General features: G+C 45.2%; 12 protein-coding genes. 9 read left to right on the plus strand and 3 right to left on the minus strand.

Annotation, left to right across the window (positions count from 1 at the left end; translation table 11 throughout):
• Positions 1–13: 13 nt before the first annotated feature.
• Positions 14–1,141, minus strand: coding sequence for a 6-bladed beta-propeller (locus tag G7Y45_RS02670; protein ID WP_165016506.1), 1,128 nt, complete (start codon positions 1,139–1,141; stop codon positions 14–16).
• A gap of 337 nt (positions 1,142–1,478) precedes the next feature.
• On the opposite strand from G7Y45_RS02670, the gene G7Y45_RS02675 reads away from it, so the two are divergent.
• The 5 genes from G7Y45_RS02675 (at position 1,479) to G7Y45_RS02695 (ending at position 10,372) form a co-directional block, all read left to right on the plus strand.
• Positions 1,479–2,000: an NUDIX domain-containing protein gene (locus tag G7Y45_RS02675; RefSeq protein WP_005811714.1), complete on the plus strand. Its 522-nt coding sequence runs from the start codon at positions 1,479–1,481 to the stop codon at positions 1,998–2,000.
• A 39-nt stretch (positions 2,001–2,039) separates the two neighbouring features.
• Positions 2,040–5,048, plus strand: a complete 3,009-nt coding sequence (locus G7Y45_RS02680) for a tetratricopeptide repeat protein (protein WP_165016508.1) — start codon at positions 2,040–2,042, stop codon at positions 5,046–5,048.
• Between the two features lie 6 nt (positions 5,049–5,054).
• The gene (locus tag G7Y45_RS02685) at positions 5,055–6,758 is read left to right on the plus strand and encodes a TonB-dependent receptor (protein ID WP_165016511.1); all 1,704 of its coding nucleotides are present in this window, start codon (positions 5,055–5,057) and stop codon (positions 6,756–6,758) included.
• Positions 6,759–6,878: 120 nt separating this feature from the next.
• Complete coding sequence (gene topA, locus G7Y45_RS02690) at positions 6,879–9,224, plus strand: type I DNA topoisomerase (protein WP_165016513.1); 2,346 nt, start codon at positions 6,879–6,881, stop codon at positions 9,222–9,224.
• A gap of 170 nt (positions 9,225–9,394) precedes the next feature.
• Positions 9,395–10,372 carry a DUF4842 domain-containing protein gene (locus tag G7Y45_RS02695; RefSeq protein ID WP_032530943.1) on the plus strand — a complete coding sequence of 326 codons (978 nt, stop codon included), beginning with the start codon at positions 9,395–9,397 and terminating at the stop codon, positions 10,370–10,372.
• Between the two features lie 100 nt (positions 10,373–10,472).
• Here G7Y45_RS02695 and argS read toward each other — a convergent pair whose 3' ends face one another.
• The gene (argS, locus tag G7Y45_RS02700; RefSeq protein WP_032530971.1) at positions 10,473–12,266 is read right to left on the minus strand and encodes an arginine--tRNA ligase; all 1,794 of its coding nucleotides are present in this window, start codon (positions 12,264–12,266) and stop codon (positions 10,473–10,475) included.
• A gap of 87 nt (positions 12,267–12,353) precedes the next feature.
• Positions 12,354–12,626, minus strand: coding sequence for an HU family DNA-binding protein (locus G7Y45_RS02705; RefSeq protein ID WP_005781816.1), 273 nt, complete (start codon positions 12,624–12,626; stop codon positions 12,354–12,356).
• A gap of 247 nt (positions 12,627–12,873) precedes the next feature.
• Between G7Y45_RS02705 and G7Y45_RS02710 the strand changes: the two genes are divergently transcribed.
• The 4 genes from G7Y45_RS02710 (at position 12,874) to secDF (ending at position 19,366) form a co-directional block, all read left to right on the plus strand.
• Positions 12,874–13,548 (plus strand): rhomboid family intramembrane serine protease, encoded by a 675-nt coding sequence (locus G7Y45_RS02710; RefSeq protein WP_005781814.1) that lies wholly within the window; start codon positions 12,874–12,876, stop codon positions 13,546–13,548.
• Complete coding sequence (locus G7Y45_RS02715) at positions 13,529–14,428, plus strand: rhomboid family intramembrane serine protease (RefSeq protein ID WP_005781812.1); 900 nt, start codon at positions 13,529–13,531, stop codon at positions 14,426–14,428. The genes G7Y45_RS02710 and G7Y45_RS02715 overlap by 20 nt, the downstream gene beginning before the upstream one ends.
• A gap of 3 nt (positions 14,429–14,431) precedes the next feature.
• Positions 14,432–15,529: an endonuclease/exonuclease/phosphatase family protein gene (locus G7Y45_RS02720; protein ID WP_005781809.1), complete on the plus strand. Its 1,098-nt coding sequence runs from the start codon at positions 14,432–14,434 to the stop codon at positions 15,527–15,529.
• Positions 15,530–16,342: 813 nt separating this feature from the next.
• The gene (gene secDF / locus G7Y45_RS02725; protein WP_165016516.1) at positions 16,343–19,366 is read left to right on the plus strand and encodes a protein translocase subunit SecDF; all 3,024 of its coding nucleotides are present in this window, start codon (positions 16,343–16,345) and stop codon (positions 19,364–19,366) included.
• Positions 19,367–19,401 lie beyond the last annotated feature (35 nt).

Raw genomic sequence — 19,401 nt, forward strand, 5'->3', positions numbered from 1 at the left:
GTTTTAGTCGTTATTATTTTAAAGTCGTTATGGATATCACCGGATTATCTCCCATACGTAATTGATTGACCAATGAATCCAATTCTTGCCTGCGGGATGGTAATAAAGCTTCCGGATAGCGTTCTGCCTTTTTTGCATAGGAAACAGCATGAGCGTTTATCAACTGATTACCAAAACCTATACCGGAGAAGATAAAATCAAAACCTCCGGATAAGTCATCCTTTACAATTACATTCGAAAACGTCCTTTGATCTTTATCATACAAACCTGTGAAATTATTATTCCTTAAAATATAGGAAACGAATAAGTAGTGATCCGATTCAAACACTTGCTGAACAGAAATAGCCTGATAACGATTCTTTGGATCAGCTTCATTGACAGAAACATTGATCTCATAACCTGAACAATCAAACTGCCAGGCAACCGTCTTTTCTCCCTGTCCATCTATCCTATAAATAAGATTCTCAAATGCAGGTTTAAAATAAACAGCTCCCTGATAATTGTACATCAAATCGCGAGTAGACATCAGAGCTTTATAAGACTTATATTTCTCAACATATCCTTGCCACACTTTTAACTCCTTACCGGTTTCGTCTGTCAGAAAGAGTTGTAACGGATTATCCCGATCTATGTAAAACCGGCTATCACTATAAAGGATATGCCCTTTATCAAATACCGCACAGGCATCGCCATTAAGATGCGGAACCGGTATACGTTTTATAAATTTTCCATTCAGATCATAGCAGACCAGTGTTCTTATATCATGTACATATACTCTTTTCTCCGAATAATCATAAGAGAACGACAGTCCCACAAGATAATTCTCCGTCTTTTGACCATACTCACCAATCCGGTTGAGTAACTTCCCGTTCTTATCGAAACGAAAATAATTTCTCATCTGCCGGTCATATACCAGAATATCATCTCCGGTATAGATGATGCGATATTCATCGCACAAGAAAAAGTCATCCGTTGTTTCCAAAGAAATAAAGTGAATATCGGAAGCTATTTCGCTAAGCATTATCACCTTGGGTTCATGGGTAATGGCTTCCGAAAGATTCAGTACTACAGTGTCGGTCTGCTGGGCAAAGCCCGGCAATAATCCCCAAAGCGTCAAGAAAAGACATATATACTTTTTCATAATCCTGCCTGTTTATTAAATATAAGGTTCGGAATCGGTTCTTCAAAAATAGGGACTATATTTGAAAGGGACAAACTTTCGCACTAAAAAATACAGGCATATTTATTTGTTTATCAGAAAAATACGAAACAATCGTAACAAATTAGCTAATAATCAGACAAATGTCATAATATAGACAATATAAAAACCAAATGCAGTGCAATGTGCAAAAATGCGCTGCATTAATTTCCATACGGATTTATACGCTTTATATTATCAAACATACAATACTGACGGACATATCACCTGAAACTGCTTCTTTTTCATTATTTTTGCCCGTACAAAAACAATGAGAAGGATGGAACACCCACTTAACCAATTCAAATACTGTCCGAAATGTGGTTCAGCCCATTTTGAGATTCACAACGAGAAGTCTAAACAATGTACCGATTGCGGGTTCGTTTATTATTTCAACCCGTCATCGGCTACAGTGGCACTGATCTTAAACGAAAAAGACGAGTTACTGGTATGTCGTCGTGCCAAAGAACCGGCTAAAGACACGCTGGACCTTCCGGGCGGTTTCATCGACATGAACGAAACGGGTGAAGAAGGAGTGGCTCGGGAAGTAGAAGAGGAAACCGGACTGAAAGTGAAAAAGGCAACCTACCTGTTTTCACTTCCGAACATTTATATCTATTCCGGGTTTCCTGTACATACGCTCGACATGTTTTTCCTTTGCCAAGTGGAAAACACAAGTCACTTTGAGGCAATGGATGATGTAGCAGACTCGTTTTTCGTCTCATTGAACCAAATTAATCCCGAAGAGTTCGGACTCGGCTCTATCAAAAAAGGGTTAAAAAGATTCCTGAAAGAGAGGTAAAATACATAAAAACAAGTACTTTTGTCAAAACTCTGAATTATGAAAAAAAAGATATCACGATTGATATGTGCCGTGGCATGTTGTGTGCCTGTCGCTCTGCAGGCACAAACCAGCGAGAAAATAACGTCTCCCGTAAATCTGTATAAAGAAGGGAAAGAGCTGTTTCTGCAAAAGAACTATGCAGCCGCTATGCCTCCCCTACGCACATTCGTCCGCCAGAAAGCGGATGTGAACCTGAAAGAAGAGGCTGAATACATGTTGGTATGCTCGGCATATGAATTGAAAGACCGTAATGCCATCGCACAACTGCGCAGCTATCTGGATACCTATCCGGACACTCCTCACGCCAACCGGATTTATGCACTGATAGCTTCCGCTTATTTTTACCAGGGGAACTATGACGAAGCACTTGCCCTGTTCAACTCTTCACGTCTCGACCTGCTGGGCAATGAAGAACGGGACGACATGACCTACCAGTTGGCTACCTGCTACCTGAAAGTAGGCAATGTCAAAGAAGCGGCCATCTGGTTCGAAACCCTGAAAGCAAGCAGTCCCAAGTATGCGAATGACTGCTCATACTATATCTCATACATCCGATACACGCAGAAACGGTACGATGAAGCACTGAAAGGCTTTCTCCCATTACAGGATGACGCTAAATACAAAGCCCTGGTACCCTATTACATTGCTGAAATCTATGCCATCAAGAAGAACTATGACAAGGCTCAGATCGTGGCTCAGAATTACCTGTCTGCCTATCCGCAAAACGAACACGCCGCTGAAATGTACCGGATTCTGGGAGATGCATATTATCATTTCGGAGATTATCACAAGGCGGTCACTTCTTTCCGAAATTATCTGGAAAAAGAAAATGCACCTCGAAGAGATGCACTCTATATGCTGGGGCTGTCTTATTTCCAGACCGGTGTTTTCTCTAAAGCTGCCGAAACACTTGGAGAAGTCACTACCGAAAACGACGCGTTGACACAGAATGCTTACTTGCACATGGGACTTGCCTATCTGCATCTGGCTGAAAAGAACAAAGCACGCATGGCATTCGAACAGGCTGCCGCTTCGAACGCAAATCCGAAAATCAAAGAACAAGCTGCCTACAATTATGCGTTATGTATCCACGAAACATCTTATTCGGCTTTCGGAGAATCGGTGACTGTCTTTGAAAAATTCCTCAATGAATTCCCCACCTCCGAATATGCCGAGATGGTAAGCAGCTATCTGGTAGAGGTATATATGAATACGCGGAGCTATGAAGCGGCACTGAAGTCAATCGACCGTATCGCCCATCCCGGCAAACGTATTCTGGAAGCCAAACAGCGCATCTTATTCCAACTGGGTACACAAGCGTTTGCCAATACGCAATTCGAACAGTCCATCGGCTACTTCGACCGCTCACTCGGACTCGGACAATACAACCGGCAGACCAAAGCAGACGCCCTCTACTGGAGGGGCGAAGCATACTATCGACTGAACCGGATGGAAGAAGCCAAACGTAACTTCACCGATTATCTGCAACTGACTCAACAGACCAATAACGAAATGTATGCCCTGGCACATTATAACTTAGGCTATATCGCATTTCATCAAAAAGATTATGTACAAGCACAAAACTGGTTCCGAAAATACATCAGCCTGGAGAAAGGAGAAAATAAAACGGCACTGGCCGATGCCTACAACCGCATCGGTGACTGCTACCTGGATGTACGTAACTTCGATGAAGCCAAACACTATTATTCACAGGCAGAAGCAATGAATACTCCCTCGGGAGATTATTCATTCTACCAACTCGCACTGGTATCGGGACTGCAAAAAGACTATTCAGGCAAAATCACCTGGCTGAACCGCCTGGCAGGTAAATATCCCGCTTCACCCTATGCCATCAGTGCTCTGTACGAAAAAGGACGTTCTTATGTCCTGATGGATAATAACCAACAGGCCATCACCTCTTTCAAGGAGTTATTGGCCAAATACCCCGAAAGCCCAGTCAGCCGCAAGGCAGCAGCGGAAATCGGTTTGCTCTACTACCAGAATGAAGATTATAACCAGGCCATTGACGCTTATAAACAGGTAGTACAGAAATATCCGGGAAGCGACGAAGCCCGCCTGGCCATGCGCGACCTGAAGTCGATCTATGTAGACATGAACCGCATCGACGAATTTGCCGCACTGGCTTCGACCATGCCGGGCAACATCCGCTTCGATGCCAGCGAACAGGATTCACTGACCTACATGGCAGCTGAGAAGATTTATATGCGCGGACGGGTGGAACAGGCTAAAGAAAGCTTCGGAAAGTATCTGCAAACTTTCCCGGACGGAGCATTCGGACTGAATGCCCACTATTATCTCTGCCTGATAGGTAAGGAACAGAAAAATTATGATATGATTCTGGAACACTCGGGTAAGTTGCTTGAATATCCGGACAATCCGTTCTCGGAAGAAGCACTGATTATGCGTGCGGAAGTTCAGTTCAACAAAGTGCAGTTTGCCGATGCATTGGCAAGTTACAAAATGCTGAAAGAGAAAGCAACCACTGCCGAACGAAGATTGCTGGCTGAAACGGGTATGCTCCGTGCTGCTTATTTGCTGAAAGACGATACGGAAACCATCCATGCGGCAACGGCCTTGCTATCTGAAGCCAAACTGAGTCCTGAACTCAAGAATGAAGCTTTGTATTATCGGGCAAAGGCTTACCTGAACCAGAAAGGAGATAAGGCAGCCATGGCAGATTTAAAAGAGTTGGCAAAAGATACACGCAACCTGTATGGCGCGGAAGCAAAATTCCTGGTTGCACAAGAGCTGTACAACACGCAGAATTATGCAGCCGCAGAGAAAGAGTTGCTGAACTTCATTGACCAAAGCACACCACATGCCTACTGGCTGGCACGCGGATTCATCCTCCTGTCGGATGTATACGTAGCTATGGATAAAAAACTGGATGCCCGTCAGTACTTGCTGAGCCTGCAACAGAATTACCATGCTGACGATGATATCGAGAATATGATTGAAAGCAGACTGAACAACCTTAATAAGTAACAGAGTATGAAATATAACAATTATATCCTTTTAGGAATTGCTTTTACCGCGCTGCCTGTTTCGATACTGGCTCAGACGCAACCCAAAGATACGACTGTAAACCGCACCGTAGTGGTAGAGCAGCAATATAACCCGGACATAATGGATGCTTCCAAAGTAAATGTCCTCCCTAAAGTAGAAGAGCCTACTGTCAGTAAAAAAGAGGTGGAATATGCCACATTCACTACGCCTGCCACTTCAATTCCGATGGGGACAATAGGAGCTTACACCGGCAAGGAAATACAACCGGGCTTCATTCCGGGATACGTCCGTCTGGGATACGGTAATTATGGCAATCTGGATATTTTGGCCAATTACCTGTTCCGGCTCTCGGATCAGGACAAACTGAACGTAAACTTCAAGATGGACGGAATGGACGGAAAGTTAGATATGCCTTTCGGTGATACCCGAAAATGGAATGCCTTCTATTACCGCACAAGGGCAAACGTAGATTATGTTCACCAATTTGCCAAACTGGATTTGAACGTAGCCGGTAATTTCGGCCTGAGCAACTTCAATTACGAACCCTACGGATTCAAGAAGCAGAAGTTTACTTCCGGTGATGTGCACTTCGGAGTGAAATCGACTGACGAGACCCTACCGCTGCAATACCGGGCGGAGACCAACCTGATGTTATACGGACGCCAACAATGTCAGCTCTTCGGAGGAGTAAACGAAACGCTGATACATACCTTGGCAACCGTAAGCGGTTCAATCAGCGACGAGCAGACAGTAGCTATCGGATTTGCCATGAACAATCTGATCTACGGGAACGAACTGAAAGAAAATAAAGACCGGATAAAGAATATTTTCAAGAGCCGTACAACGCTTGATCTGAATCCCTACTACGAATTGAATGATGACAGTTGGAGAGTACATGTCGGAGCCAACGTAGACCTCTCTTTCGGAAATGGAAAAGCAGTACGTGTCTCTCCGGACGTAAAAGTTCAATATGTGTTCTCCGACAGTTACGTACTATACGCCAAAGCAACCGGAGGCAGACAGTTGAATGATTTCCGCCGATTGGAGACTTACAATCCATACCTCGATCCGGGACAGGAAGTCAGAGACACTTATGAGCAACTGAATGCCGGATTAGGATTCAAAGCCAGTCCGACACCGGGCCTCTGGTTCGATATATTCGGCGGATACCAGAATCTGAAAGATGATTTGTACCAATCGGCAGACCAATGGATCGGTGGAAGCGGAGCAAATTATATCGCTTTGGGACAAACCAATACGGATAACTTTTACGCAGGCATCAAAGCCAGCTACGAATACAAGGACCTATTCGCCCTATCGGCAGGAGGAACCTATTATCACTGGAATACGGACAACAAAGGAACCGATTCGAAAGCGCTCAGCTACGATGAAGCGTTGTTGATGAAACCGGAGTTTGATTTTGGTATTCATGCAGAAGTTCATCCGATACCCGCACTCTGGCTAAACGCAGGCTACCAATATACCCGCAGAGCCGAACGCTATACTGGATTTTACGGAAAAAGTATTCCTGCCGTCAGCAATCTGAGCTTGGGAGCTACATATAAAATTTTCAAGGGAATCTCGGCATATGTAAAGGCTGACAATTTGCTGAATAAGAAATATCAGTACTACTTGTATTATCCGGTTGAGGGAATCAATTTTGTAGGAGGACTTAGCTTCCAGTTTTAAAAGATTCTTATAAAAAAGGTCTTTTTTTGCAAAAAATATCAGATTCTCTCTATATTATAAGGTAAAGAAAACGTTTTTTTCTACTTTTGCGGGCAATTTATATGTTTTAATATCACAGATATGCAGAAAAACCTTGTCATTGTCGAATCTCCAGCAAAAGCAAAAACGATTGAAAAGTTTCTTGGGAAAGATTTTAAAGTTCTCTCAAGTTACGGACATATTCGCGACCTGAAGAAAAAAGAATTTTCTATCGATATAGAAAAGAATTTCAAACCCAAATATGAAATACCGGAAGAGAAACAAGAGCTGGTCGATAAACTGAAAGAGGAAGCAAGCAAAGCGGAAACCGTATGGCTCGCATCCGATGAGGACCGTGAGGGAGAAGCTATTTCATGGCACCTTTACGAGGTACTGAAACTAAAACCTGAAAATACGAAGCGTATCGTTTTTCACGAAATCACCAAAACAGCCATACTGAAGGCTATCGAACAGCCGCGCGACATTGACATAAACCTGGTGAATGCTCAGCAGGCCCGCCGCATCTTAGACCGCATCGTAGGTTTCGAACTTTCACCTGTGTTGTGGAAGAAAGTGAAACCGGCGCTCTCTGCAGGCCGGGTACAATCGGTAGCAGTACGACTGATTGTAGAACGCGAACGCGAGATACAGGCTTTCAAAAGTGAAGCCTCATACCGTGTCACTGCGGTTTTCCTGGTACCGGATGCCGATGGTAAACTGGTAGAGATGAAAGCGGAACTGGCACGCCGCCTGAAGACGAAAAAGGAAGCCCAAAAGTTCCTCGAGTCATGCAAAGCTGCCACATTCTCCATTGAAGATATCGTAACCCGCCCGGTAAAGAAAAGTCCGGCGGCTCCCTTCACGACTTCTACCCTGCAACAGGAAGCAGCCCGCAAACTCGGATTCACTGTAGCACAGACCATGATGGTTGCCCAGAAGCTTTATGAATCGGGATTGATCACTTATATGCGTACCGACTCGGTCAACCTGTCGGAATACGCCACAGAAGGTAGCAAGGCCGCCATCGCACAGATAATGGGCGAACAGTATGTGCATCCCCGCCACTTTGCTACAAAAACCAAGGGTGCCCAGGAAGCGCACGAAGCCATTCGTCCGACTTATATGGAAAACCAGACTGTCGAAGGATCGGCGCAGGAAAGAAAGCTATACGACCTGATCTGGAAGCGTACCATAGCCTCACAAATGGCAGACGCCGAATTGGAGAAAACAACGGCAACCATTGGTATCAGTAGCGGAAGCGACAAATTCACCGCTACCGGAGAAGTTATTAAATTCGATGGTTTTCTGCGCGTATACAAAGAGTCGTATGACGATGATAACGAACAGGAAGACGAGAGCCACCTGCTGCCTCCCCTGAAAAAAGGACAGATACTGGAACATCAGGGCATTGTAGCTACCGAACGCTTCACACAACGCCCCTCGCGTTACACTGAAGCCAGCCTGGTGCGCAAACTGGAAGAATTAGGAATCGGACGTCCGTCAACTTACGCACCGACTATCTCCACCATCCAACAACGCGAATATGTAGAGAAGGGCGATAAAACCGGAGAAGAACGTTCATTCGACATACTGACTCTGAAGGATGATCAAATTACAGATGTCAAACACACGGAAGTTGTCGGGGCGGAGAAATCGAAACTGTTGCCGACCGACATCGGTACTGTAGTAAATGACTTTCTTACCGAATATTTCCCCAACATCCTGGATTATAACTTCACAGCTAACGTAGAAAAGCAATTCGACGAAATAGCCGAAGGTGATAAAAAATGGACAAGCATCATGAAGGACTTCTACAAGGAGTTCCATCCGTCAGTAGAAACGACACTGGCTACTAAAACCGAACATAAGGTAGGCGAACGTATCTTGGGAGAAGAACCTAAAACCGGAAAAACCGTATCGGTAAAAATCGGACGCTTCGGTCCCGTTGTACAGATCGGCACAGCCGACGATACGGACAAACCCCGCTTCGCACAGATGAAGAAAGGGCAGTCCATGGAGACCATCACACTGGAAGAAGCACTGGATTTATTCAAATTGCCGCGCAAAGTAGGAGAATTTGAAGAAAAAACCGTAACCATCGGTACAGGACGTTTCGGACCTTATGTATACCATGACTCTAAATATGTGTCTTTGCCCAAAACCTACGATCCGCTGGAAGTTACACTGGACGAAGCTATCGAACTGATTCTGGCCAAGCGCGAAGCAGAAGCGAAAAAGCACATCAAAAAATTCGATGAAGATCCGGAAATGGAAATCCTTAACGGCAGGTATGGCCCATACATTACTTATAAAGGAAGTAACTATAAAATCCCGAAAGATGTAGTACCGGCCGACCTGAATTACAAGACTTGTCTGGAAATCATCAAACTGCAAAGCGAAAAGGCAGAAAGCGCTCCGAAACGCGGACGCTATGCCAAGAAAAAATAGCCATACTCAAGGCTCCCCGATTAAAAAGCACGGATGATACAGAATCTGCCAACTTCCCCGAGAAGTGTGCAGCATCTGTATCATTTGTGTTTTTTTATTTTCCCAACTATTATTCAGCAAGTTATCACTTTTATTGCATATCTTTGCCGGACAAACAAAACAAACAATCTATGAAGAAAGTCATTTTAGCAGTTGCCTCTATTGCATTGTGGGCTTCCTGCATCGAAGACGAGAAAGATTATTCTCAGATTATTGAAACACGTGTGGCAAACTGCGAAACCTCTCAGGATTTCGACGTGCCTATCAAAGAAGGGTATACGACCTTTGTGACTTACGGAGAAGACACCATAGCCGTAGCCAATGAACCCATCACCATCCGTATACCTAAAAATACGGCAGTTTCGACCCGTGCGGGAGATGGGATCAACATTAGTTATGATGTTCTAAAAGAAGGTGCCGAGACCACTTACGCCAAGACCTGGCAGGCAGTCATGTTTGAAGATACGCAAAACGGTGATTATGATTATAATGACTTAATCATTCACGTACAAAACACTGCAAGCAATCACGCTTACCAACACCCTGACGAAACCTGGCAAAGCATAAAAATCCAACCGATTGCTTTAGGAAGTATTAAAACGATAAAATTGGGATGCATCTTGTCCGATGGTTCCGAACATATTATCAGTAATGACGTAAGGACTGATTTGTTTTCAGGAAAACAGGGATTCATCAATACGGTTGACGACAATACTCCCATACGTTATAGGCTCTCCTCAACCAATATACAAAACTATGCTTTCGCCAAAACAGAACAAAAAGCAGCATGGGTAGCCTGGTTTATCGAAGTAGACGGAAAACGGATGTACGCTGCCAGTTCAGATATCGATTACAAAGTATACGATATGGTAAATAAGGAGAATATGCCTTACGGCCTTGCCGTAGCGAGTGGTAACGGTACGTTCAGTTATCCGCAGGAAAAGAACAGTCTTTTTGAGACTTACCCCGGTTTTAGCGACTGGATAAACGGAAAAGCAAGTTCCATCGGCAGCTTCCAAAAGGAACTCGTTTACAAATATTGTTCCGGTGGCATCATAAGTGAAGATGGCAAGTCACATAAAATCTGGGACTATCAGGATCTGCAATAATTTCTCCGGAACTTATGAGGCAAATACGACTACGGGATTCCTTTAGCAGTTGTTCTGACTAAAGAAATCCCGTAGTTTCTATTTTTATTCAAAGAATATCTTACATTCTGTCCGGTACTTCAATGCCCAGCAATCCCATTCCCAAACGGACAACCTTGGCAATATTGGCAGACAGAGCGACACGGAACAGTTTCACGTCTTCATTCTCTTCACGCAGGATACTGAAGTCATGATAGAACTGATTGTATTCTTTCACCAAATCGTAAACGTAGTTGGCGATACCTGACGGGCTATAGTCTTCACCAGCCTGACGCACTACTGCGGCAAAGTCGGCAACCATCTGAATCAATCCCTCCTCTTTCTCACTCAGCTCGATATTGGCCGGAAGCACTTGCGGAATCACAATGCCTGCTTCGGCTGCTTTACGCAGAACGGACTGGATACGTGCATAAGTATACTGGATAAAAGGACCTGTATTACCGTTAAAGTCAATAGATTCCTTCGGGTTGAAGGTCATGTTCTTACGGGCATCCACTTTAAGGATAAAGTATTTCAGTGCTCCCAGTCCGACGATACGTGCAATGTCGTCTGCCTCTTCCTGTGTCAGCCCGTCCAACTTGCCCAATTCCTGAGAAGTTTCCTTGGCTGTCGCAATCATTTCCGCCATCAGGTCGTCAGCATCTACCACCGTACCCTCACGCGACTTCATCTTGCCTTCAGGCAGTTCCACCATACCATAAGAGAAATGTACCAGGCTCTTGCCCCACTCAAATCCGAGCTTATCAAGCAAGATGGACAATACCTGGAAGTGGTAGTTCTGTTCGTTTCCTACCACATAGATCATCTTATTAATAGGATAGTCGGCAAAACGCAATTTGGCCGTACCAATGTCCTGAGTCATGTATACCGAGGTTCCGTCTCCACGAAGCAGCAGTTTATGATCCAATCCTTCCGCCGTCAGGTCAGCCCAGACCGAGCCATCTTCTTTCTTAAAGAAGAAACCCTTTTCAAGACCTTCCATCACTTTCTCTTTGCCTTCCAGGTATGTATTGGATTCATAATAGATTTTATCGAAGCCCACTCCCATCTTACGGTAGGTTTCATCAAAGCCTTCGTATACCCAGTTATTCATCATCTGCCAGAGTGCACGCACTTCTGGATCACCCGCCTCCCATTTCACCAACATCTCACGCGCTTCATTCATCAGCGGAGAGGCTGCCTCGGCTTCTTCCTTGGTCATACCTTTCTCCATCAACTCCGCTACCTCAGCTTTATAGTGCTTGTCGAAAGCGACGTAATAATCGCCTACCAGATGGTCGCCTTTTTTACCCGACGACTCGGGTGTTTCACCATTGCCATACTTCTGCCATGCCAGCATCGACTTGCAGATATGGATACCACGGTCGTTGACGATATTGGTTTTGACTACCTTATTTCCGTTCGCCATGACGATATTGGCCAGTGCATTACCCAACAGGTTATTGCGCACATGGCCCAGATGAAGAGGTTTATTGGTATTGGGTGACGAATATTCAATCATTACCAGCGGAGCATTTTCATCCGCTGAGACAATGCCGTATTGTGCATCGGCATGAATCTCATTCAACAGTTCGATCCAGGCAGCCGACGCGATGGTCAGATTCAGGAAGCCCTTGATCACATTGAAAGCTGCTACAGCCGGTTCATTGGCTTTCAGATACTCACCGATTTCCTGTGCGGTTTGCTCCGGGCCCTTCTTCGACATTCTCAGGAAAGGGAATACCACAAGGGTGAGGTGTCCTTCAAACTCTTTCTTTGTCTTTTGCAACTGCACTTGCGCGGCAGGCACATCCTGTCCGTAAAGCGCTTTGAGTCCGCTGATTACGGACGCCACAAGTTTATCTTCTATCTTCATATCCAAGTTATTATTCTGCGCGCAAAGATACAAAAAAAGGAGACGCATCAGCGTCTCCTCTCTTAATTTCTTTTCAACTATAAATGCTTATTTTATAGCATCTGCCAGCTCAGCACCTGGCTTGAATTTAGCAACTTTCTTTGCGGGAATAATAATCGCTTTCTTTGTAGAAGGATTGATACCTGATCTTTCGGCTCTTTCAGCTACAGAAAATGTACCGAAACCAACCAAAGAGATTTTGTCACCAGCTGACAAAGCTTTTGTAACCGAAGAAAAGAAAGCTTCAAGTGCTTTCTTAGAATCCACTTTACTTAAACCGGATTCTGCTGCCATTGCATTAATAAGTTCAGCCTTATTCATAATACGTAAATGATTAATTAATATATGTTACACAAAAGATATCCTTAAAATCCTCACAAATATAGAGTAACAAAACAACATATCAAATAAAAACATCAAAAAAACACATCAAATTGTTGAAAAAGAACTAATAGTAGATTATTTTTCTGCTGTAGAACAGAATTTATTCGTATTTTTGCGTCTATTATCATGTGTAAAGGAGCTAATGCACACATTATCACATTAATTACATTAACAAATTAGAAGAATGCCAACTGTAACAAAAAACCTGATAATTATCAATGTCCTCCTATTCCTCGGTCAACTTGTAGCGCAAAGCTACGGGATTAACTTATCCGATTATCTGGGTCTCCACTTTTTCCTCGCCGACAACTTCAATCCGGCACAGCTATTCACTTATATGTTTATGCACGGAGGATTCAGCCACATCTTTTTCAATATGTTCGCAGTATGGATGTTCGGCCGGATTCTTGAACAAGTATGGGGACCGAAACGTTTTTTATTCTATTATATCCTCTGCGGCGTGGGCGCAGGCCTACTTCAGGAGGTGGTGCAATACATACAGTACGTGACCGAACTGTCGCAATATACCAGTGTAAACATCGGTACGGGCATTATCCCCATGAGTGAATACCTGAACATGATGACCACAGTGGGAGCTTCGGGATCCGTATATGCCATCTTGCTGGCTTTCGGAATGTTGTTCCCCAACCAGCAGTTGTTCATCTTCCCGCTGCCCTTCCCCATCAAGGCAAAGTTCTTCGTCATCGGATATGCCCTGATAGAGTTGTACGCAGGCTTTGCCAACAATCCGGGTGATAACGTGGCACACTTTGCACACCTCGGAGGAATGATATTCGGATTTATCCTGATCATGTACTGGAGAAAAAAGAACAGAAACAATGGGACATATTATAACTGACCTGAAAGAAGCGTTTCGCAGGGGAAACGTCTATATCCAACTGATATTCATCAACGTCGGTGTATTCGTTGTTACGACGCTGATCGGTATCCTGTTGCAGTTGTTCAACCGGAGCGCGGCAGGGATCTTTGAATTATTAGCTTTGCCGGCATCCTTCACACGGTTTGTGTGGCAACCATGGTCCATCTTTACCTATATGTTTATGCATGCAGGATTCCTGCACATCCTGTTCAACATGCTCTGGCTTTATTGGTTCGGTTCGCTGTTCCTGTATTTCTTCTCGGGCAAACACCTGAGAGGCCTTTATATTGTAGGCGGAATCTGTGGCGGGCTGCTGTATATGATCTCTTATAATGTCTTTCCGTATTTTCGCCCAATGACCGCCTACTCCACCATGGTAGGCGCATCGGCTTCGGTGCTGGCCATCGTAGTGGCAACCGCCTATCGGGAGCCCAATTATCCTGTACGCCTTCTCTTTTTCGGCAATGTGCGTCTGAAGTATCTGGCCCTGATCGTTGTGCTGACCGATTTGTTTTTTATCACCTCAAGCAATGCAGGCGGGCACATCGCCCACCTGGGCGGGGCACTGGCAGGACTCTGGTTTGCGGCCAGCCTGAACAAAGGGAAAGACATCACTTCATGGGTTAACAAAGCGCTCGACGCAATCGCCGCCCTGTTCAGCGCCAAAACCTGGAAACGGAAACCCAAAATGAAGGTGCATTACGGAAACAATACCCGTCAGAACGATTACGACTACAATGCCCGTAAAAAGGCACAGTCGGACGAGATAGACCGCATTCTCGACAAACTGAAGAAATCGGGTTACGAGAGCCTGACTACGGAAGAAAAAAAGAGCTTGTTCGACGCAAGCAAAAGATAACGCATGAAGCATATAGGCAGATTAGCCCTATTCCTGTTCCTGGCCGTCAACGCATTCTTCATCGGAATGTTGCTGCTGACGGCTTACAGTCCGTACATCAACCCTGAAGTACACCCGGTGCAGTCGTGTCTGGGACTGACATTCCCCATCTTTCTCGTCATCAATTTCTGCTTTCTGGTCTTTTGGCTTATCGTGCGCTACCGTCTCGCGTTGGTACCTCTTTTAGGATTCCTGCTTTGTTATCCGCAGATCAGGACGTATATGCCCTTCAACATGGGGCCGTCCGGACAGCCGGAGAACAGCATTAAACTCCTTTCGTACAACATCATGTCCTTTGGCAACATGAAGAAAGAGAATGGACAGAACCCTATTCTGAACTATATAAAGAACAGCAAAGCCGACATTGTCTGCATGCAGGAGTATGCGGGTTCCGAAACAGCCAAGATACACCTCAACAATAAAGAGATCAGGCAAGCCTTAAAAGACTACCCGTATCGTCACATCAAACAGGTGGGAAAGACGGGAGCCGGCAGCCAGATAGCCTGTTACTCCAAATTCCCCATTCTTTCCGCCCGTATGCTCGACTATCAGAGCAACTACAACGGCAGCATGGTTTACGATATAAAAATAGGAAAAGACACCGTCTTGCTGATAAACAATCATCTTGAATCGAACAAGCTTACCCGCGAAGATAAAGTAGTATACGAAGACATGCTGAAAGACCCGAAAGCAGGAAAAGTGAAAAGCGGTATCCGGCAACTCGTCAATAAACTGGCTGAAGCTTCGGCTATCCGCTCGGCACAGGCACGCGCCATTGCTCAGGAAATAGCCCGTTCGCCCTACCCCTCGGTCATCGTTTGCGGCGACTTTAACGACTCTCCCATATCGTATGCCCACCGGGTTATTTCGCAAGATCTGGATGACGCATTCACCGAATCGGGACGGGGACTGGGTATCTCGTACAACCAGAATAAATTCTACTTCCGGATCGACAATATCCTGATCAGCAAGAATCTGAAAGCATCGGGATGTACGGTAGACAATTCGATCAAAGACTCAGACCATTACCCCATCTGGTGCTACATCACGCTCCCCGATTAATCGTAGGAAACAGTTCGTTCCTACAGCATCCACACAGCCCCGTACGCGTCAGTACTGCCTTTGGGACACAACAAGCGGAATGTGCGCTTTTGTTTCCCGCCGATCCGATTCAGTAACAAAAAGACAGTAAAAAGCGCTATTCGCTAACCATACCCAGTGAAAAAAGTCTCAAACCAGGAGTCGGACAGAAGAAAAAACGGTGAATTGGAACCGGAAAGCCGGGGTTTACATCGACATGAGCCGGGGTTTAGGGCAAAAAGACCCTTTCTTTTCGGGAAAAGAAGTAAGCATTTACCCCAAAAGAAGTAAGCATTTTCGGAAAATGCTTACTTCTTTTCCCCCATATCTCTATATGTTATTCAAATTACATCTATTGTCCCGAAAAATAACACTTATCCGGACCTTATAATCTTCTAACAGCCTTCTCTCAACAGTCCTTATCGGAACATCAAAAAGACAGATTATCCTCCCCGGAAGACGTATCGGATACATTTACGTCCACACAGCTTTCTTTCTGAAAGAAAATGAAAGATAAAACCGAAAATGCGATAAACTCCGGAACGAAATAGAGCCGTTTTTCCGGGGCAACCTGTGCCAAGAGCCGAAAAAATGAAATCTGAGAGCCTTCATTTGACATATTGCCAAAATGACAAACGATACTTCCGCCAATATCCGCCAAAGCGTCTCAAAAATCCCCTTCACATTCAAATATTTGCCTCCTAATTACTTCTGAATGTGAAAAAAAAACTATATTTGCAGCCTTGTATGCGACAGAAATCAATTAAAATGTAATCATAATAAATTAAAAGTAAAATGCAAAACAAAGGATTTGTAAAGGTTTTTGCGGTATTACTCACGCTGGTATGCGTGTTCTACCTCTCTTTCTCCTTCGTGACTCGCCATTATACCAATAAGGCAAAAGAGTTTGCGAAAGGCGATGTGAAAGTGGAGCAGGACTACCTCGACTCTCTCTCCAACGAGAAAGTATGGTTGGGTAACTATACGCTGAAACAGTGTCGTGAAATGGAAATCAGTTTAGGTCTGGACCTTAAGGGAGGTATGAACGTTATCCTCGAAGTGTCTGTACCCGATGTTATCAAAGCATTGGCTGACAACAAGCCCGACGAAGCTTTCAACAAAGCACTGTCCGAAGCTGCCAAACAAGCTACTACCAGCCAGGACGACGTGATCACGCTGTTTATTAAAGAGTATCACAAGACTGCCCCGGGTGCCAAGCTTTCTGAACTCTTCGCAACACAACAGCTCAAAGACAAAGTAAACCAGAAATCATCTGACGCCGAAGTTGAAAAGGTGTTGAGAGAAGAAGTAAAAGCTGCCGTAACCAACTCCTACAACGTGCTTCGTACACGTATCGACCGCTTTGGTGTGGTTCAGCCCAACATCCAGAGCCTCGAGGACAAAATGGGACGTATCATGGTGGAACTTCCGGGTATCAAAGAACCCGAACGTGTAAGAAAGTTGCTCCAGGGATCGGCTAACCTTGAATTCTGGGAAACATACAACGCCAAAGAAGTAGCTCCTTACTTGCAGGCTGCCGACTCTAAACTCCGCGCAGTCCTGGCACACGAAACTACTGCCAACGATACTGTTGCCGCAGTAGATTCGACAGCTACAGCCGTAGCGGAAGCTACAGCCGATCAGGCAATCAGCGCCGCCGACAGCCTTGCTGCCGCACTGAAAGGCGGAGAAAAGAAACAGCAGGCTTCTTCTGCCGATCTGGAACAATTGAAAAAAGAACATCCGCTACTGGCCATCCTGAGTGTAAACCCCAACGGAGGTCCCGTAGTAGGTTACGCCAACTACAAAGATACAGCTACTGTCAATTCATACCTCGCTATGAAGGAAATAGCTGCCGAACTGCCGAAAGATCTCCGTTTAAAATGGGGTGTTTCTCCGTTCGAATACGATCCGAAAGGACAGACTTTCGAATTGTATGCTATCAAATCGACCGAACGTAATGGCAAAGCACCGCTGGAAGGTGACGTTGTAACCGATGCCAAAGACGACTACGACCAATATGGCAAACCGTCTGTAAGCATGTCGATGAACTCTGACGGTGCACGCCGTTGGGCATTGTTGACCAAACAGAACATCAATAAGTCCATCGCCATCGTATTGGATAACTATGTATATTCCGCACCGAACGTAAGTAACGAAATCACAGGCGGTAACTCACAGATCACCGGCCACTTTACTCCGGAACAGGCAAAGGACTTGGCTAACGTATTGAAGTCCGGTAAGATGCCGGCTCCTGCACACATCGTTCAGGAAGACATCGTTGGTCCGTCATTAGGTCAGGAATCCATTAACGCAGGTATCTTCTCATTCGTTGTCGCTCTGATCCTGTTGATGATCTATATGTGCTCTATGTACGGATTCATCCCGGGTATGATTGCCAACGGCGCTTTGGTGCTGAACTTCTTCTTCACGCTGGGTATCCTTTCATCTTTCCAGGCCGCACTGACTATGTCAGGTATTGCCGGTATGGTGCTGTCACTCGGTATGGCGGTGGATGCGAACGTGTTGATCTACGAACGTACCAAAGAAGAGCTTCGTAGCGGTAAGGGCGTGAAGAAAGCATTGGCGGACGGTTATTCAAATGCCTTCTCTGCTATCTTCGACTCCAACTTGACTTCTATCATCACCGGTATCATCCTGTTCTACTTCGGTACAGGTCCGATCCGTGGTTTCGCCACAACCCTGATCATCGGTATCCTCTGTTCATTCTTCACAGCCGTGTTCATGACCCGTCTGGTTTACGAACACTTCATGAACAAAGACAAACTGCTGAATCTGACATTTACTTCACCTATCTCAAAGAAGATGCTGGTAAATACCCACTTCGACTTTATGGGTGGCAACAAGAAATGGTTGACTATCACAGGCGTGATCCTGCTGATCTGCATCGGTTCATTGGTAACCCGCGGTTTGAGCCAGAGTATCGACTTCACCGGTGGACGTAACTTCAAGGTTCAGTTCGAAAATCCGATTGAACCGGAACAGGTACGTGAGCTGATTTCTAACAAGTTCGGTGATGCCAACGTAAGTGTCATCTCTATCGGTACCGACAAGAAGACTGTACGTATCAGTACCAACTACCGCATTCAGGACGAAGGTAACAACGTGGACTCGGAAATCGAATCTTACCTGTACGAAGCATTGAAACCCATGCTGACTCAGAACATCACCCTGGCTACATTCATCGACCGTGACAACCACACAGGCGGCAGTATTATCAGTTCACAGAAAGTAGGTCCGAGTATCGCCGACGATATCAAGACAGCTGCTATCTGGTCGGTTGTATTCGCCCTGATCGCCATCGGCTTGTACATCCTGCTCCGTTTCCGCAACATCGCTTACAGTGTGGGTTCGGTAGCGGCTCTGACCAGCGATACGCTGATGATCATGGGTGCATACTCTCTGTGCTGGGGTTGGATGCCATTCTCTCTGGAAATCGACCAGACTTTCATCGGCGCTATCCTGACTGCCATCGGTTACTCAATCAACGATAAGGTGGTGATCTTCGACCGTGTACGTGAGTTCTTCAGTCTGTATCCGAAACGCAATGTGAAACAGTTGTTCGACGACTCTCTGAACACAACTCTGGCACGTACCATCAATACCTCATTGAGTACGTTGATCGTATTGCTGTGTATCTTCATCCTGGGTGGTGATTCTATCCGCAGCTTTGCCTTCGCAATGATTCTGGGTGTTGTTATCGGTACACTGTCATCACTGTTCGTAGCTTCTCCAATTGCTTATATGATGCTGAAAAACAAAAAAGGTTCGGCACCGGCAACTACTACAGAAGAATAAAGCCTAATATATTATAAGGTATAAAAAAGCCTCCT

Origin of the sequence: Bacteroides sp. ZJ-18 (genome assembly GCF_011038705.2) — a bacterium.
Classification (GTDB): domain Bacteria; phylum Bacteroidota; class Bacteroidia; order Bacteroidales; family Bacteroidaceae; genus Bacteroides; species Bacteroides hominis.

Excerpts from the sequence above, each read along its gene's own strand:
- topA (WP_165016513.1), top strand. The coding sequence starts at position 6,879 with ATGCAGAAAAACCTTGTCATTGTCGAATCTCCAGCAAAAGCAAAAACG.
- G7Y45_RS02695 (WP_032530943.1), top strand. The coding sequence starts at position 9,395 with ATGAAGAAAGTCATTTTAGCAGTTGCCTCTATTGCATTGTGGGCTTCC.
- G7Y45_RS02685 (WP_165016511.1), top strand. The coding sequence starts at position 5,055 with ATGAAATATAACAATTATATCCTTTTAGGAATTGCTTTTACCGCGCTG.
- argS (WP_032530971.1), bottom strand. The coding sequence starts at position 12,266 with ATGAAGATAGAAGATAAACTTGTGGCGTCCGTAATCAGCGGACTCAAA.
- G7Y45_RS02715 (WP_005781812.1), top strand. The coding sequence starts at position 13,529 with ATGGGACATATTATAACTGACCTGAAAGAAGCGTTTCGCAGGGGAAAC.
- G7Y45_RS02705 (WP_005781816.1), bottom strand. The coding sequence starts at position 12,626 with ATGAATAAGGCTGAACTTATTAATGCAATGGCAGCAGAATCCGGTTTA.
- G7Y45_RS02670 (WP_165016506.1), bottom strand. The coding sequence starts at position 1,141 with ATGAAAAAGTATATATGTCTTTTCTTGACGCTTTGGGGATTATTGCCG.
- G7Y45_RS02680 (WP_165016508.1), top strand. The coding sequence starts at position 2,040 with ATGAAAAAAAAGATATCACGATTGATATGTGCCGTGGCATGTTGTGTG.
- G7Y45_RS02675 (WP_005811714.1), top strand. The coding sequence starts at position 1,479 with ATGGAACACCCACTTAACCAATTCAAATACTGTCCGAAATGTGGTTCA.
- secDF (WP_165016516.1), top strand. The coding sequence starts at position 16,343 with ATGCAAAACAAAGGATTTGTAAAGGTTTTTGCGGTATTACTCACGCTG.
- G7Y45_RS02720 (WP_005781809.1), top strand. The coding sequence starts at position 14,432 with ATGAAGCATATAGGCAGATTAGCCCTATTCCTGTTCCTGGCCGTCAAC.
- G7Y45_RS02710 (WP_005781814.1), top strand. The coding sequence starts at position 12,874 with ATGCCAACTGTAACAAAAAACCTGATAATTATCAATGTCCTCCTATTC.